Consider the following 16150-nt stretch of genomic DNA (forward strand, 5'->3'; position numbering starts at 1 on the left):
CTAATAGGGTTCCATGCTCTTATCATAAAAGCGGAAGTGGTTTTTACCGCCTTTTTTAGCTGAATACATCGCGGTATCCGCCTGATTGATAAGAGGCTCCATATCCGTATGGTCATCAGGGAACATTGAAACGCCAATGCTTCCTCCGATGTTGCATTGCTCACCATTGAGCGTGAACGGCAGCGAAAGCGATGCGATGATCTTATTGGCAATCACGGCTACATTGTCCTGGTTTTTCACATCACAGAGAACCAAGGCATATTCATCACCACCAAAACGGGCGACAGTATCGCCTTCGCGCACAGCTTCCAGCAACCGGACACCCACCTCTTTAAGCAGGATATCCCCGGCAACATGGCCAAGCGTATCATTAACCCCTTTAAAGCCATCCAGATCAAGAAACAGCACTGCCAGCCTGTTGTCGCGCCTTTTGGCATGGGCCAGGGCATTTTTAACGCGATCGAAAAAGAGTGTCCTGTTCGGCAACCCCGTCACAACATCGAAATGAGCCAGCTTCTGGATCGCCGCTTCGTTCTTTTTGCGCTCGGAGATATCACTCACAATGCCAACGAAGAAATGTTCCTCTCCGGCAATCATATCATTCACAGAAAGGGAGATGGGAAAGGTGCGTCCGCTCTTGTGCATGGCCGTGACTTCCCTTTCAATGCCAACAACACGGGCCACTTTGCTACTCATATAGCGCTGCATATAACCATCATGCGCACCCCTATCCGGCTCGGGCATCAGCATGCTGATATTTTTCTCAACAACCTCTGCATGCGTGAAACCAAAAATCGTCTCCGCAGCCGGATTGAATGTTTTGATTATCCCCTGTGTATCGATAAGAATAATCCCTTCCATCGCATGCTTGACAATGGACTCCGTCAGCACCTGACTTTTTTGAAGCGCATCACGCGCATCGTTCACCTGATCGATCATTTTCCATATCAAGTGCGCTTCAAAACCGCCGATGATGCTACTTGGGCCAATGATGCCTGCAGCCAGCTCCGAAACAGCTTCATCATGCGTCAAGTTGAATGCCGTACATGGCTTGCAGGTGTTTAAAGCATATTCGGGATCAGAAAAAACGGGGATATTTAATGTTTCGGCCCACCTTAAAGCCGGAGCGTCAGGATTTGAATCCACGACACCAACGACATGGAACAGCTCTTCGTTCTTAAGCAGCTCAACAAATGCCAGGCCACCACGGCCACCACCAATAATTAAGACCGGTTGCGATTCAGAACTTTTCATCCCCATGTACCCTCCCAGATCAAATAGCGGGCACCTAAAGTAGGAGTCTTTCCAGTTTCGTCAAGTCTCGCGGCTCAGGCAGATTCAGTCATGGCCGGCGTGTAGTAATGGAAACAACTCTCTTTTGTCTGCTTGGAAACATACATGGCAGCGTCCGCATGCTGGATCAAACCTTCAAAGTCATCTGAATCATCAGGGTAAATACTGATCCCAATGCTACAGCCAACACTATATTCAGCTCCATTTAATTCGATAGGCTGCTGCAATTCGTCCATGATCTTGTTGGCAACAAGCTCAATACCTTCGGCATCAACTACATCCATCAGGGTGATGGTAAATTCATCCCCCCCGTAACGGGCAACCAGGTCAATCTCCCGTAAACAGCCCCTCATGCGCCTTGCAACTTCGCGCAGCACTTCATCGCCGGCCGCATGGCCCTGAGTATCATTAATGTTTTTGAAGCGATCCAGGTCAACAAACATGACGGCAAGCTTTGTATTGTGTCGCTGCGCCTGGGCAACAGCCACTTCCAGCCGGTCAATAAACATATAACGATTGGAAAGGCCGGTAAGCGTGTCTCTGTGGGCAAGGTGCTCAAGCTCTTTTTCAGCAAGCTTTCGACGGCGAATTTCTTCCCTCAGCACAACGGCTTGCTGCTCAAGGCGTTCGGCATGGCCTTTGATTTCGGAATGGATGCGCGCATTCTCAAGCGCAAAGCCAACCTCCTGAATCAGGATGGTGGCCAGGTCGACATCCACCTGCTGAAAGTGTTCACCGTTTTCCTTGTCAGCCAGATTGAGGACGGCGATCAATTTTTCGCCGGCACGTACAGGCAGCGACAAAAATGATGGGGAACCATATCTCGGATTATTCTTTTTCCTGATGCGCATGTCTGTTTCGATATCATTGACCAGCAGCGGTTCTGTTTCAGCCTCTATGACATGGCGGGCCACAGAGTCCTTTATCGAGATCGTCGCTCCGGCAATGGTGTCATTGCCGACGCCTCTGGAGCCAACAATATAAAAGTTTTCACCGTCCTCTTGAAGGAGAAAAACGGAGCCTATCCTGGCTTTATTGATCTGCATGGCTTTATCAAGCAGCACGTTGAGCAGCACATTCATATCCAGGTTGGAGCTCGCCTCCTCAGCAAGCTCCTTGATAAGCAGCAGCTCAAGCGCCCTGCGCTGCAGGTCGTTGCCATTTTTCTGATATTTCTCCAGCAATGTTCCAAAGCTGTCCGCAATGCCGCGTAGCTCATAAACGCCCTGAATCTCTTTCAACTCTTCCGACAGATGCTCTGACCCTTTCATCATCGCTGATGAAAGGGTGGATAGATGCGAAAAGACACTTTGCATCAGGGCCAGGACACCCAGAATAACAATAAACGAGAAGAGATACGGAACAATGTATTTAGCTTGCAGAAGCTCGGTAAAAGAGGAGAGGCTGCTTAATATATAGAGAAAGACCGCGGTTGGGGTAAGCAGAAGCAACAAGGAAAAAACACGGAACTGATAATTTAGCCGCTTGTCTCCGATGCTGTATCTCTTCGTCCACCTATCGACCAACCAGTTTCTCCTCTTCTTATTCCATTACAACGTTTATACTTATGGTTCTTTCAGACATATCAAGTGATAAAAATCACATGAAATAGAAAAGAGGCTAAGCTCCTCTCTTCAGTCCAGCAGGTATTGATAGGGACACAGACTCAATCACCCCCATGCAATAGCCAGCTACTGAGGCAGTGGTAAAGATACCCACTGACCTCCCTCTTGTAAGCCGAAAGAACATCCTACAGACTACTTCGCGGAAGAGGAGGCAATCACGTGACTGAAGGCCTGTGCCTACGTATCTATCTAACTGAATCGTCCAGAATTGACGGTAAGCCGGCTACGGTAGCCATCCTAGAGCTGTGCAAGCAGTCAGGGCTTTGCGGCGTTTCAGTACTGCGCGGCATTGAGGGCATGGGCGAACATGGCGTTCACTCGGTCTCGTTTCTCTCACTATCCAGTGACCTCCCTATTCTTGTTGAAGCCATTGATACTACTGAACGGATCAGCCAGGCACTTGAACAGATGAAGCCACACCTAGGACAGTGTCTGGTCGCAACCTGGCCGGTATCACTGATGCGCTATGGAGATGATGATGGAAATGATTGATATGCTAAAAAAGGTACCGCTCTTTTCCGAGCTTGATGGGAATGAACTGAAGGCAATCGCCTCACTCGCAAACAGCCTCGATATCCCGAAGAAAAACATCGTCTTCCAGGAGTTTGATCTTGGCGATTCGATGTATGTAATACTAAATGGTGAGGTCAAGGTATCCACCTACTCAGCTGATGGCCGTGAGGTGGTTCTGGCCCTGCTCGGTGTCGGCTCCTTCTTCGGAGAGCTCTCCCTGCTGGATGCAGAGCCGCGTTCTGCCACGGTCACGACCATGATTGACTCCAAGCTTGCCCATATCCGCAGGCGCGATCTGGTGCCACTTCTGCTGGAACAGCCGGCAATCACCCTGAAAATCCTCAGTGAAACCGCATCACGTCTTCGTCGCACCAGCCGGGTTCTTGAGCGCATCAGCAGTATGGATGTGCCGCACCGCCTCTACGCTTATCTGGTTGATCACTGCCAGCGCTTCAGCCAGCAGGATAATGACGGCCTCTATTCAACCCTCCTGCCCACGCATCAGCTGCTTGCCGATCAACTCTCCACCAGCCGTGAAACCATTTCCCGTGCCATCAGTCAGCTAAAGAAGGATGGTATTCTGGTTCAGGGTGATGCTCGCGGAAAAATGCGTGTGGACGTTGACGCGCTTGAGGATCGACTGGACGATTTTTAGGCCTCCGACTACAGGGAGAGCCGCACCTGTAAACCACTCTTCGATTCAATTCTTCCAGCCATCCGCTTCATCCAGTTAGCATCCAGTGGTTTCAGATGTACCGCCGCCTCCTGCTGTGAAGGGCGCGCCAGACCGTAAAGCAGCACACCGCGAACATCCACTCCATCCCTCTTAAGCCCAGAAATGAAATCAATATAGCTGTTTATTTCCACTTCAGAAGGCGGCTGATCATCCCATGCCATCAGGCATGTCTGAATCCAGCTCGGACAGAGTGCGGCTACTGCCTCCACCTGTGAACGCAGCCGCACAGCATCAAGCTTTACGCCATTGATACGCAGGATACTCCCCTCACTGACGGCATCGACCTTGATCCACACCTCGCCATGGAACTCAGCCATCAGCTTTAGGCCGTGCTGAACATGCTGCTTGTGCACATAGGATCCGTTACTGATCAAGCGCAGTGGAATGCTGAGTTGGAAAGCCTGCATGACATCGACAACAACTTCGATCACACGGTCAAATGCCCTGCAGCTGGTCGGCTCGCCATTGCCGGAAATCGCAATATCACAAAGGTTGCGGCTCTCTTCCGGCACGCGGGATGCCATAAAATCACCGTTGAGAATATCATCCAGCAACGTCTGCAGTTCAGACCGCAGCAGCGCCAGATCAATCTCTGGAGCCACACCGCGCTTCAAGTCCGGCACCTGACAGTAGGCGCAGCGCCAGTTGCAGGCATTGTTAGGATTCAGGTTGATGCCAACCGAGACGCCGCCTGCCCGGCGCGAGACCACTGGGTAAACATAGGTCATACCGGCTGCATCCCGGTCATGGTTACTGGTGTTCAATTGATTGTTCACAGTTAAGCAGTTGCGCAGACAGATCGCATCGCAGCCGTAACACGACTGAGCTGCCCTGGTGAAATCACATAGGGCGGCATCGTATAGATCAGCTTTCCAAACGGGCGCAACCACACCCCCTGATCGATAAGCAGCTCCTGCACCCGGGTTACATCAACAGCGCTCTTCATCTCAATCACGCCGATCGCCCCTTTAATACGCAGATCGGCCACCGATGAGAGGCTCCGGCACGGAGAAAGCTCCTCCTCCAGTTGGGCCTCGATAGCAGCAACGCGCTGCTGCCAGGGCGATGCAAGCAGCAGCTCGAGACTGGCCAGCGCCACGGCACAGGCCAGCGGGTTAGCCATAAAGGTCGGGCCATGCATCAGTACGCCGGAACCATCAGCATGAATACCTTCACACACCTCAGCCGAGCAGAGTGTTGCAGCCAGACTCATATAACCGCCGGTCAAAGCCTTGCCAATGCACATGATATCGGGCTCGATGGCTGCCTGCTCACAGGCAAACATCGTGCCGGTACGTCCGAAGCCTGTAGCGATCTCATCCACAATCAGCAGCAGATCATATTCATCGCATAAAACGCGTACCTGCCGCAGAAACTCGGGCGCATACATGCGCATGCCACCCGCACCCTGAACAATCGGCTCAAGAATCACGGCGGCCAATTCATGGTGGTGCGTCTTTATTCTGGATTTGAGCGAGGCGATCTGTGAATCATCCCATTGGTCATCACTTCTGGCCGTCGGGGCATCTGCAAAGAGCTGTTTGGCCAGCACACCGGCAAACAGGTGATGCATACCGGATACAGGGTCGCAGACACTCATCGCGCCGAAGGTGTCACCATGGTAACCGGAGCGTATGGTCAACAGCCTCTGTTTTTCAGGCCTCCCTCTGGCCTGCCAGTATTGCAGAGCCATCTTCATCGCCACCTCGACCGATACCGATCCGGAATCGGAAAAAAAGAGGTGATTCATGTTCTGCGGAGCAATCTCGAGCAATCGCCTGGCAAGATTAGCTGCGGGCCCGTGGGTCAGGCCGCCAAACATTACATGCGACATATCTTTAAGCTGCCGCTCTATTGCCTCATTGAGCTCCGGCACGTTATAGCCATGGATTGCACTCCACCACGAGGCCATGCCATCGATAACGCGACGCCCATCCTCAAATTCAAGCTCGACACCTTCTGCCCGCTTTACCGGGTAGACGGGGGCAGGATTCTGCATCGAGGCATAGGGGTGCCAGACATGCCGGCGTTCAAATGCCAACCAGCTCTCTTCTCCACTCATGCCTGTAGTCGCTCGCTTCCGATCAGGTCGAGGGTCAACCGCTCAATCACCACAGGGCGATCTTCAATCGTCGCACCCTTGACCAGCTTCTCCGCCTCGATAATCCGCTTCACAGCAAGTGCCAGCTCACTGCCCTTCCAAGCCCGTGACTCATCACCGACTTTACGGCGGGCATCGCCGAACACCTTGGCCGCCTGCAGTGCATTGCGGTCATTCTGCGACTGAAACCAGCGATACATCAGTAGCTGCTGCATACGCGTCCCCAGCCAGGAGATCATCTGCACCTCAGCCGCCTGCTGCTCTTTCAGCAGCCGCCGCACCAGCGTCAGGGCAACCGGATTGCGCATCGCCACAGCATGGCACCACGCCTCCAGCGCTCCCGGCGCACGTTCTCCGAGCAGTTCAGCAACAACATCAAGCCCAATCTCGTTTCCGGCTCCGTTATCATACCAGCCAAGGCGCTCAATCATCTGCCTTGCTGCCAATCGCATGCCGCAGAGACACTCACTCATCCAGAGCACAGCATCAGGTGTCACATTAAGGCCACTCTTTCTGATCTCACCCTCAAGCCAGCGTGCAAACGCAGCTTCATCGGGTTTGCTGAATTCGCATTCGGCGATCACCTGCTCGGCTTTCATCTTTTTATTCAGAGCTTTTTTCCAGTCGATGCCCGGCGCACATACAATCAACCGGTTGCCCTCGGCAACGGAGGTTGCAAGCTTCAAAAGGTGGTCGCTCTGCTTGGGGTTGGCTGATTGCGCATTACGCACCAGCGCAAAACAGATTGATGGGCCGAACAGCCCCTGATTGCGGGATTCCTGCTCCACCCTTGCCAGCTCATTGATATCAACACGGATGCGCAGCGCATCGGCAGCCCCTTCAGCAAGCAGCGCTTCAGCCGCTTCAAAGATCGCATCCTCATCCTCTCCGTGAAGATAGTAGGAGCTGAACTCCACCGGCAACAGTCGGGAAGCGTTCAATCGCATATCGATTTACCTCGGGGAGAGAGCCAGAATGGTCCCATTAGAAGCCGGAACGCAAACGTCCCAGCGCATCCTGAATCCACTGTTTGCGCAGATCCTCAAGCAGCCTTTCACGCGAGGCCTCGATACTTGTCGGGCCACCAGCCACATAGACATCACCCTGGCTCTTAATGAGTCCGCTCTGCCAGGTGTTCTTTCCATCACGCTCAACCATCAGAGAGCCGGACAAAACCATGCGGTACTGGGTTACCACACCGGCCACATCATAGGCTGATGGGGTAAAGACCAGCGGAGAGATAGTCACGCGCAGATTTGCATGCGCCTTTGAATCAATGACATCCTGCGACTCAATCAATGCATATCGAGCAGAGGTCAGTCGCTGTCTGATAGCCGCCTTCAACTGGGCATCAGAGCTGCGAATAGTCAGCGTCACCGTTTTCACATCGGTGGGAATCGCCCCCTCACCATCGCCATGCCCAACCAGATGATAGCCACAGCCACTCAGCAGCAGTGCAATTGCCATCACTCCGGAAAACAGCAGCAGCCTCATGCCGGCTTCACCACGATATTGAGCAGACGCCCCGGAACCAGAATGATTTTGACAACCTGCATACCTTCAAGCCACTTGTTGATTGATGGCTCGGCCTTGGCCGCAGCCATTGCACCATCTTGATCAACATCCTTGGCCACGGTAATTTCGCCACGTCGCTTACCCTGAACCTGTACTGCCAGCGTGATCTCGTTCTGCTCAAGTGCTGCCTCATCCACCTTAGGCCACTGGCTTACCACTGCCATCTCACCCATGCCAATTCGCTCGCCGATTTCGCAGGCAAAATGCGGCACGAATGGCGCCAGCATTGTTGCCAGAACTTCTATACCCTCGCGACAGGCAGCACTGCCACTTGCCCCTTTCGGCTCAAATGCGTGCAGTGCGTTGGATAGCTCCATCAGCGCAGCAATCGCCACATTAAAGGCGAAACCATGTTCAAAGGCATAGGTGACACGCTGAATGGTTGAGTGGATGGTAAAGCGCAGTGCTTTCACCGTAGCTGCATCTTCATCGCCATCAGTCGGTGATTCGAGTTTCTCAAGAAGTTTCCAGACGCGCTTGAGGAAGCGGTGCCCACCCTCTACACCGGCATCATTCCACTCCAGCTCTTTCTCCGGTGGTGCTGCAAACAGGGTAAACAGGCGTGCGGTATCGGCTCCGAAGCGCTCAATAATCGCCTTGGGGTCAACCGTATTACCCTTGGACTTAGACATCTTGGTACCATCTTTGAGTACCATGCCCTGGGTCAGCAGGTTCTTAAATGGCTCATCGCCACCCTGCTCCGAGGTGAACAGCCCCGCATCACGCATCAGCTTGTGATAAAAACGGGCATAAAGAAGGTGCAGCACAGCATGCTCCACACCACCGATATACTGATCCACAGGCGCCCATCGACTGATCGCACCACCATCAACCATGGCTGCATCACTGCGCGGAGAGGTATAGCGGCTCATGTACCAGGAGGACTCCATGAAGGTGTCGAAGGTATCAAGTTCACGCTCAGCCGCTTTGCCGCATTTCGGGCAGTCGGCATGTTTGAATGCCTCACACTCAGTCAGTGGAGATGCGCCACCGGTAGGCTGAAGATCGGTCGGCAACTCAACCGGCAGCTGATCATCCGGAACGGGAACCGCCCCGCAATCATCGCAGTGTATCACAGGGATCGGTGCACCCCAGTAGCGCTGACGGGAGACCAGCCAGTCGCGTAGACGATACTGAACCCGTTCACTGCCCTTGCCCTGTTCGCTCAACCACTCGGTAATCACCTGCTTCGCCGCAACTGAATCGAGACCATCAAACTGACCGGAATTGATCAGGGTGCCCGCTTCGGTAAAGGCAGCCGATTCAATATCCCAGTCGCCCTCTGCCGGCGCAATCACCTGCTTAATCGGAAGGTCATACTTTTTAGCAAACTCAAAATCACGAACATCATGCCCAGGCACGCTCATCACTGCACCCGTGCCGTAACCCATCAACACGAAGTTGGCGACCCAGATCGGCACCGATGCTCCGGTAACCGGATGCACGGCATTAAAGCCGGTCGCCATTCCCTTCTTTTCCATCGTCTCAATATCAGCTTCTTTGGTGGAGATCTTGCTGCATTCATCAATAAATGCGGCCAGGTCAACATGGCTTTCCGCCGCCTTCTGCGCCAGTGGGTGCGCTGCAGCCACAGCCATATAACTTACACCCATCAGGGTATCAGGACGGGTGGTAAAGATATCCAGTGTTTCATCGGAGCCTTCGAGGCGGAATGAGACCTCAGCACCGCTGGATTTTCCAATCCAATTGCGCTGCATGCCAACCACCTTTTCAGGCCAGCCGGTAAGTTTATCGAGATCGGCCAGCAGCTCCTCGGCATAATCGGTAATGCGGATAAACCACTGCTTCAAATTCTTTTTAATTACCGGCGTATCGCAGCGCCAGCATACACCGTCCACCACTTGCTCATTGGCCAGCACAGTATGGCACGGATCACACCAGTTCACTTCGGCATTGGCCTGGTATGCCAACCCCTTCTCCATCAACTTGGTGAACAGCCACTGTTCCCAGCGGTAATATTCAGGCCTGCAGGTCGCAATCTCGCGCGACCAGTCATAGGAGAGGCCGAGTCTTTTGAGCTGGGTACGCATCTGATCAATGTTGGCATAGGTCCACTCAGCCGGTGGACGATGGTGTTTGATAGCCGCATTTTCAGCTGGCAGGCCGAAAGCATCCCAACCGATAGGGTGCAGCACGTTGAAACCCTGCATGCGCTTGTAGCGCGCCACGGCATCACCAAGGCAGTAGTTGCGCACATGGCCCATGTGCAGATTGCCGGAGGGGTAAGGGAACATCACCAGACAGTAGTAGCTCTCACGCGTATCTGCCGGATCATCGGAGGCACTGTCGATATCAGCATCGATCCACCTCTGCTGCCATTTTGCTTCAATACCCTCTGCTTCGTAACGCTCTGACACCTGCAACAACTCCCGAAAAACTCTTCTGATCTATGTAAAATGAAATGCGGATGATGATGGTATCGCCCCATAATGAAAAGAGGCAGTCCCATCGGAACTGCCTCTTTAAATCACAAACAGGAAGCAAACGTCATTTTTAGTCGGCAACAGCCTCTTTAAGCTTTTTCATGGCCCGCGCTTCAAGCTGGCGCACCCGCTCAATGGAAACACCAAACTCCTCGGAGAGATCTTTCAGTGTAGCAGGATCTTCAGCGATATGACGACGCTCGACTATCAGGCGATCACGATCGGAAAGTTGGTCCATTGCAGAGTAGAGCGCTGTTTTCCGGTGATCCTCCCAGTTGGACTGGGTGACAATCTCTTCAGGCGTAGCGCAATTGGAAGGTAGCGAATGAACCAGCGCATCGCCCTCCTCAAATTCGGCATCGAGTGAGACATCGCGCTGCAAAAATGCGTTGGCGGCCTCCTGATACTCGGCCCCGTTGAGTCCGAAATCAGCACCCACCTCATCAGCCTTGCTGCCATCAAGTGCGGCAATCGCGTTCTTGGCCTTCTGCAGCCCTGCAAATATGCGACGCTGCAGCTTGTTGGTGCCAAGCTTCACAATACTCCATGAACGCAGAATATAATCGTGAATAGAGGCGCGCACCCACCATGATGCATAGGTCATCAGGCGGAAGCCTTTGTCAGGATCGAAGCGTTTTACCGCATGCATCAGACCCAGCGTACCCTCCTGAATCAGGTCCATCTCAGGCAGGCCGAAGTGACGGTATTCGCGCGCAATCGCGGCCACACCACCCACATTTGCAACCACCAACTGACGTGCAGCCTCACGATCCCCGTTCTCATGCCACATCCGGGCCAAACGGTTCTCCTCCTCACGATCAAGACGCTCCACTTTACGCACATCACGGGAAAAAAGAGCCAGACTTGTCAACTCACCTGTTGCTGCTACCACCTGAAAACGACCTCCAAATCGGTTTATTGTCACCCAAACTTCTTTAGCACTCAGAATGCAAGAGTGCCAATTTAATAATTAAGACAGGGTTAAGCAAGCCTACTGCCAATTTAACCAAGCCAGCAACTCTGCTTCACCGGCTATCTCAATGCCCAGCTCGCGCGCCTTGGTGAGCTTGGAGCCCGCTTTCTCCCCGGCAATCACCAGGTCTGTTTTTGCCGAGACCGAGCCGGTTGGCTTGGCCCCAAACAAACGTAACTTTTCTTGCGCCACACGCCTGTTCACGGCCTCAAAGCTTCCGGTCAGCACCACGGTTTTTCCCGCCAGCGGGTGGCCGGTCGCAGCTACCTGTGCGGCTGGAGGCTCTACACCTGCACGCAACAGTCTGTGTATCACATCACGATTGTGCTGCTCCCCAAAAAAGCTGCAGATACTGGCCGCCACCTCAGGGCCAATATCAGGCACGGCCAGAAGCGACTCCTGATCTGCTGCCATCACTGCATCAAGATTGCCAAAGTGTGAAGCCAGTGAGGCCCCGGTTGCGGAGCCTACATGGCGAATGCCAAGGGCATGAAGGAACCGGGCCAGCGGACGCTGCTTGCTCACTTCAAGGGCTGCCTGAAGGTTGGTGATCTTCTTCTCACCCACCCCCTGCCAGCCGGCAAGCTGTGCATAATCAAGTTCATAGACATCGGCGATACTTTTCAGCATCCCCTCATCAACGAGGCGGGCCACCAGCTTATCGCCCATGCCTTCGATATCCATCGCACCGCGAGAAACAAAATGACGAAGGCGCTCCTTAAGCTGGGCAGAACAGGAGAGGCCACCACTGCAGCGAATCGCCACCTCACCTTCGATCCTGAACACGGAGGCTCCGCAGACCGGGCATTCATCTGGAATGACTGGCTTCCGCGCAGAATCATCGACATTCAGGGTGCGTACCACCTCGGGAATCACATCACCCGCCCGGCGCACAACAACGGTAGCGCCGGTATAGACCTGCTTCCTTTGCAATTCATCAATATTGTGCAGTGTGGCACGCGAAACCACGACGCCACCGACCGCCACAGGCTCCATATCAGCCACAGGCGTAATCACGCCGGTGCGCCCCACCTGCCAGATAATATCGCGCACGCTTGTCGTCACCTCTTCGGCGGGGAACTTATGCGCAATAGCCCAGCGAGGCGAACGGGCAACGGCCCCTAACCGCTCCTGCAGTTCGTAGCTGTCCAACTTGTAAACAATACCATCGATCTCATAGGCCAGATTCGGGCGCTGCTCCAGTAGGCGGTGATAACCCTCCAGTAGCTCCGCCACACTGCTTGCCATTTCCGTCTGCTGGGCGGCAAAGCCAAAGCCCTGCAACAGTATAAGCAACTCAGACTGACTGGAAGCCAGGGCCCTGCCGCCAAGACCAACACCATAAGCAAAAAATCCAAGTTTTCTCTGGGCGGTTACACGTGCATCAAGCTGCCTGAGTGAACCCGCGGCAGCATTACGCGGATTGGCAAAAGGAGGTTGCCCTTCGGCATCACGCTGCTCATTGAGCGCAGCAAAGGATCGCCTGGACATGTAAACCTCACCGCGCACCTCCAGAACGGGTGGAAGTGTGAGATCACCGTTTGTTTTCAGGTGCCAGGGAATACCGGCAATGGTGCGGACATTGTCAGTCACATCCTCACCACTGATGCCATCACCGCGGGTCGCAGCAACAACTAACACCCCCTGTTCGTAACGAAGGTTTACAGCCAGCCCGTCAATTTTCGGCTCGGAAATAAAAGAGAGTTCAACATCGCCGAGCCCCTCGGCTGCGCGGTGCACAAAGGCCTCCACCTCCTCCTCATCAAAGGCGTTGGCCAATGAAAGAAGCGGCTCGCCATGCACACGCGAGGTGAATGTTGCTGAGGGAGGGGCACCCACAATGCGGGTTGGTGAATCATCCGGCACCGGCTCGCCAAGCTCTGACTCAAGGGAGTCAAGTTCACGTAGCAGCAGGTCGTACTCGGCATCTGTGATCTGCGGTGCATCGAGTGTGTAGTAGCGGTAGTTATGACCCCGGATTTCGTTGCGAAGGAGTGTAATACGCTGACGCAAATCTTCTGAATCAGCTGTTGTTTTCGAGCTCTCCACTAACACTCCCGTACGCCTTGGTTGCCGGCTCAGCCAGCATCCCTTCAATGGTTTTCATCAGTGGCTCCGACATCCAGTCCACCGCACCCAGCAGATGGTAGCGAACCTTACCCTGTTTATCGATCAGAAACGATTCGGGGTAGCGGAAGACGCCATACCCTTGTGACACCAGGCTATCGGCATCGTGCAACACCTGAAATGGCATCTGCTGTTCACGCACAAAACTACTCAGGTGATCACGGTTCTGATCCACCGACACGGCAACCACCTTCAGCCCCTGAGCAGCAAACTTCTCATGCAGTTCCACCATCGAAGGTATCTCTTTGCGGCACGGAGGACACCATGTGGCCCAGAAGTTGAGCAGTACAACCTCACCCTCAGGAAGAGTCTGCATAGCCCCTTGAAGATCGGGCAGCTTAAAGCCCGCTCCAGCCTCGCTGATACGAACCGCCGCAGGCGCCTGCGGCAGGCCGAGCCATACGGTCGTACCGATCAAGCCCATAATCAACAACACCAGCAACCAACGCGATTTCATAATAAACACCTCAGAACATCCATGTATCAGACTGCCTCACATATTCCGGCCAGAGCAGATTTCAGCTCATCTTCACTGACCCGGTGCTTGAAAATCACCTTGCCAGCCAGCATCAGCACCGGCACATCCAGACCGAAACGGACAAGCAGTGTCTTGTCACGATCGACATCTACAGGCTCCCAACTGCAGAGCCCCGCCGCCACGGCTGCATCAAGCACAACCTTGGCATCATCGCAGAGACAGCACTCTCTCCGGGTCATCAACTGGATATGAGGCAAACTCATGGCTTAAAATCAATCACTCTTTTTCGGCAGTTTCACCAGTGCAAAGACCTGATCTCCACTGCGATCCATCATCACACGCAGCACATCGCCATGTTTAAACTGACCGATCAATTTGGAGAAGCCGGCCATGTCGGAAACATCCTTGCCGTTGATGCGATAGATCACATCACCACGCTGAATGCCGGCATTAGCCGCAGGCATCCCCTGCTGCACCTGCTGCACGACAACACCTGTCTTTACACGGGTACGCAGGCGCGCAGCCAGATCGGGCGAGAGATTCTCTGCTATCACACCCAAGCGAACCTTGGACTTGTCAACTTGCTGAGCACCGTTATGCGCCACCTGCTCATCCGGCATCGCTTCAACGGTGACAGTCAGGCTCTTGTTCTTGCCGTCGCGAACAATATCGAGTTTCACCTTGTCACCCGGTGTATGGCGGGCCACGCGGATAGGAAGATCGTGAGCCTTATGAATCGTCTCGCCATCAATCGCAACAATCACATCACCGGCACGGATGCCTGCCTTATCAGCAGCCGAGCCTGCTTCAACCTGCGGCACAAGTGCACCTTCGCGACTCTTCAGTCCAAGTGCATTCATGGTCTCTTTGTCCACATCGGTGATATGCACCCCGAGACGGGCACGCGTAACATGGCCCTTCTCACGCAGCTCATCAAGAATCGGGCGGGCCAGGTTAATCGGAATTGCAAAACCGATACCGTTATTGCCACCGCTGCGCGAGTAGATGGCAGTATTGATGCCGACCACTTCGCCTTTGATATTAAACAGCGGACCACCTGAATTTCCGGGGTTGATCGCCGCATCGGTCTGAATGAAATCATCATATGGGCCAGAACCGATCACGCGGCCCTTGGCTGAAACAATGCCTGCTGTCACAGTCTGAGAAAGGCCAAATGGGTTGCCAATCGCCACCACCCAGTCGCCAACCCTTAGTCCATCGGAGTTGCCGATTTTCACGGTCTTGAGCTTCTTGCCTTTCACCTTCAAAAGCGCCACATCCAGCTTTGGATCAGTGCCGATAACCTTGGCCTGCAGCTCGGTACCGTCGCGCATCTTGACGACAACCTCATCCGCGCCATCAACAACATGATTATTGGTCACCACATAACCGTCGGCTGAAATGACAAAACCTGTGCCCAGAGAGTGTTTCTCCTGCTGTTGCTGCGGCATATTGCGGAAGAAGTCGTTAAAACCTTCAAAAGGAGAGCCTTGCGGAAATCCGAATCCCGGGGGCAACCCCTGCGGCCCCTGCTTGATATGTTGAGTGGTGCTGATGTTTACAACTGCATCTGCCTGCTCAGCCGCAAGATCGGCAAAACTTTCTGGCATCGCCTGTGCGGGAAGCGCCCATGTAATGGCTATGATTAACATCGGAATCAGTGGTTTGAAATAGTGCAAGCTTGTACTCCTTTGAAAATAGTCAGGGCGCTTTTTAAGCCCCCTAGATGAATAAAAGATGAAATTTAACCCCTGGTCATTCGGAAGCTGAAATCGGCTTGATCGGAATAAGGCATTTTCCGTGGCTGACGATGCGTAGCATGCGAACATCCAGGGCCTCTTCCATACCGCTCTTGCGGCTTAGCAGTAACAGGTAAGTGGCCGGCACGGATAACAGCGCGGCCAGGGCCGCCAGCAGTTCAGGCGCAGGCCACGCCATTGCGGCCGCAAGCCATGCAACTGAAGCGCCTGTTACTACAAAAACAAACATCGGAAGCGCATAAATGCGAAATGCCACCTTAAGCAGGAGACCGTCCGGAACCTCAAGCAATACCTCATCCCCGACCTTCGCCCCGATTGTGTTTTTCACAGAGAGCTCGACCAGGCGTTCGCGCCATGAACCCATGGTTGAACATGAGGCTTTACCGGCACAATCACCACAGGCGGATGCGCGCCGACCACTTACTCTCGCCTGCTCACCATCGGCTTCAATCACTGTAACCTGCTGCTCCAATAGAACTCCTGTTTTGGCGCTTTCGCGCCTATGGCCAAACATGGCGAATGCGC

At 53.7% G+C, this 16150-nt stretch carries 15 protein-coding genes; 2 read left to right on the top strand and 13 right to left on the bottom strand.

Going from position 1 to position 16150, the window contains the following annotated elements:
- Nucleotides 1-1254: a diguanylate cyclase domain-containing protein gene (locus tag Ga0123461_RS11165; protein WP_232710182.1), complete on the bottom strand. Its 1254-nt coding sequence runs from the start codon at nucleotides 1252-1254 to the stop codon at nucleotides 1-3.
- A 74-nt stretch (nucleotides 1255-1328) separates the two neighbouring features.
- Complete coding sequence (locus tag Ga0123461_RS11170; RefSeq protein ID WP_100278413.1) at nucleotides 1329-2819, bottom strand: sensor domain-containing diguanylate cyclase; 1491 nt, start codon at nucleotides 2817-2819, stop codon at nucleotides 1329-1331.
- 258 nt (nucleotides 2820-3077) lie between these two features.
- On the opposite strand from Ga0123461_RS11170, the gene Ga0123461_RS11175 reads away from it, so the two are divergent.
- On the top strand, nucleotides 3078-3410 hold the full coding sequence (locus tag Ga0123461_RS11175) for a DUF190 domain-containing protein (RefSeq protein WP_100278414.1): 333 nt from the start codon (nucleotides 3078-3080) through the stop codon (nucleotides 3408-3410).
- A complete protein-coding gene (locus Ga0123461_RS11180) occupies nucleotides 3397-4086 on the top strand; it encodes a Crp/Fnr family transcriptional regulator (RefSeq protein ID WP_232710184.1) in 690 nt (229 codons plus the stop codon). The genes Ga0123461_RS11175 and Ga0123461_RS11180 overlap by 14 nt, the downstream gene beginning before the upstream one ends.
- An 8-nt stretch (nucleotides 4087-4094) precedes the next feature.
- On the opposite strand, the gene Ga0123461_RS11185 is transcribed toward Ga0123461_RS11180, so the two are convergent.
- The 11 genes from Ga0123461_RS11185 to Ga0123461_RS11235 form a co-directional block, all read right to left on the bottom strand.
- Nucleotides 4095-4931, bottom strand: a complete 837-nt coding sequence (locus tag Ga0123461_RS11185; RefSeq protein ID WP_232710185.1) for a radical SAM protein — start codon at nucleotides 4929-4931, stop codon at nucleotides 4095-4097.
- 14 nt (nucleotides 4932-4945) lie between these two features.
- Nucleotides 4946-6229, bottom strand: a complete 1284-nt coding sequence (gene bioA, locus Ga0123461_RS11190) for an adenosylmethionine--8-amino-7-oxononanoate transaminase (RefSeq protein ID WP_100278416.1) — start codon at nucleotides 6227-6229, stop codon at nucleotides 4946-4948.
- Complete coding sequence (gene holA, locus Ga0123461_RS11195) at nucleotides 6226-7215, bottom strand: DNA polymerase III subunit delta (RefSeq protein WP_100278417.1); 990 nt, start codon at nucleotides 7213-7215, stop codon at nucleotides 6226-6228. Before holA ends, bioA begins: the two co-directional genes overlap by 4 nt.
- Nucleotides 7216-7252: 37 nt before the next feature.
- Nucleotides 7253-7762, bottom strand: a complete 510-nt coding sequence (locus Ga0123461_RS11200) for an LPS-assembly lipoprotein LptE (RefSeq protein WP_100278418.1) — start codon at nucleotides 7760-7762, stop codon at nucleotides 7253-7255.
- Nucleotides 7759-10221: a leucine--tRNA ligase gene (leuS, locus tag Ga0123461_RS11205; RefSeq protein WP_100278419.1), complete on the bottom strand. Its 2463-nt coding sequence runs from the start codon at nucleotides 10219-10221 to the stop codon at nucleotides 7759-7761. The genes Ga0123461_RS11200 and leuS overlap by 4 nt, the downstream gene beginning before the upstream one ends.
- Before the next feature lie 136 nt (nucleotides 10222-10357).
- Nucleotides 10358-11179 carry an RNA polymerase factor sigma-32 gene (locus Ga0123461_RS11210; RefSeq protein ID WP_100278420.1) on the bottom strand — a complete coding sequence of 274 codons (822 nt, stop codon included), beginning with the start codon at nucleotides 11177-11179 and terminating at the stop codon, nucleotides 10358-10360.
- A gap of 99 nt (nucleotides 11180-11278) precedes the next feature.
- Complete coding sequence (gene ligA / locus Ga0123461_RS11215) at nucleotides 11279-13309, bottom strand: NAD-dependent DNA ligase LigA (RefSeq protein ID WP_232710189.1); 2031 nt, start codon at nucleotides 13307-13309, stop codon at nucleotides 11279-11281.
- Nucleotides 13284-13844, bottom strand: a complete 561-nt coding sequence (locus Ga0123461_RS11220; protein WP_100278808.1) for a peroxiredoxin family protein — start codon at nucleotides 13842-13844, stop codon at nucleotides 13284-13286. Before Ga0123461_RS11220 ends, ligA begins: the two co-directional genes overlap by 26 nt.
- 26 nt (nucleotides 13845-13870) lie before the next feature.
- Nucleotides 13871-14128, bottom strand: a complete 258-nt coding sequence (locus Ga0123461_RS11225; RefSeq protein ID WP_100278421.1) for a glutaredoxin family protein — start codon at nucleotides 14126-14128, stop codon at nucleotides 13871-13873.
- Between the two features lie 9 nt (nucleotides 14129-14137).
- Nucleotides 14138-15544 carry a DegQ family serine endoprotease gene (locus Ga0123461_RS11230; protein ID WP_100278422.1) on the bottom strand — a complete coding sequence of 469 codons (1407 nt, stop codon included), beginning with the start codon at nucleotides 15542-15544 and terminating at the stop codon, nucleotides 14138-14140.
- A 76-nt stretch (nucleotides 15545-15620) separates the two neighbouring features.
- Complete coding sequence (locus tag Ga0123461_RS11235) at nucleotides 15621-16097, bottom strand: SoxR reducing system RseC family protein (protein ID WP_100278423.1); 477 nt, start codon at nucleotides 16095-16097, stop codon at nucleotides 15621-15623.
- Nucleotides 16098-16150: the final 53 nt, after the last annotated feature.

It is taken from the genome of Mariprofundus aestuarium (assembly GCF_002795805.1).
Classification (GTDB): domain Bacteria; phylum Pseudomonadota; class Zetaproteobacteria; order Mariprofundales; family Mariprofundaceae; genus Mariprofundus; species Mariprofundus aestuarium.

Bases quoted from the DNA above. Each gene is read 5' to 3' on its own strand.
- bioA (WP_100278416.1), bottom strand. From the start codon at position 6,229: ATGAGTGGAGAAGAGAGCTGGTTGGCATTTGAACGCCGGCATGTCTGG.
- Ga0123461_RS11225 (WP_100278421.1), bottom strand. From the start codon at position 14,128: ATGAGTTTGCCTCATATCCAGTTGATGACCCGGAGAGAGTGCTGTCTC.
- Ga0123461_RS11180 (WP_232710184.1), top strand. From the start codon at position 3,397: ATGGAAATGATTGATATGCTAAAAAAGGTACCGCTCTTTTCCGAGCTT.
- holA (WP_100278417.1), bottom strand. From the start codon at position 7,215: ATGCGATTGAACGCTTCCCGACTGTTGCCGGTGGAGTTCAGCTCCTAC.
- Ga0123461_RS11200 (WP_100278418.1), bottom strand. From the start codon at position 7,762: ATGAGGCTGCTGCTGTTTTCCGGAGTGATGGCAATTGCACTGCTGCTG.
- Ga0123461_RS11220 (WP_100278808.1), bottom strand. From the start codon at position 13,844: ATGAAATCGCGTTGGTTGCTGGTGTTGTTGATTATGGGCTTGATCGGT.
- Ga0123461_RS11165 (WP_232710182.1), bottom strand. From the start codon at position 1,254: ATGAAAAGTTCTGAATCGCAACCGGTCTTAATTATTGGTGGTGGCCGT.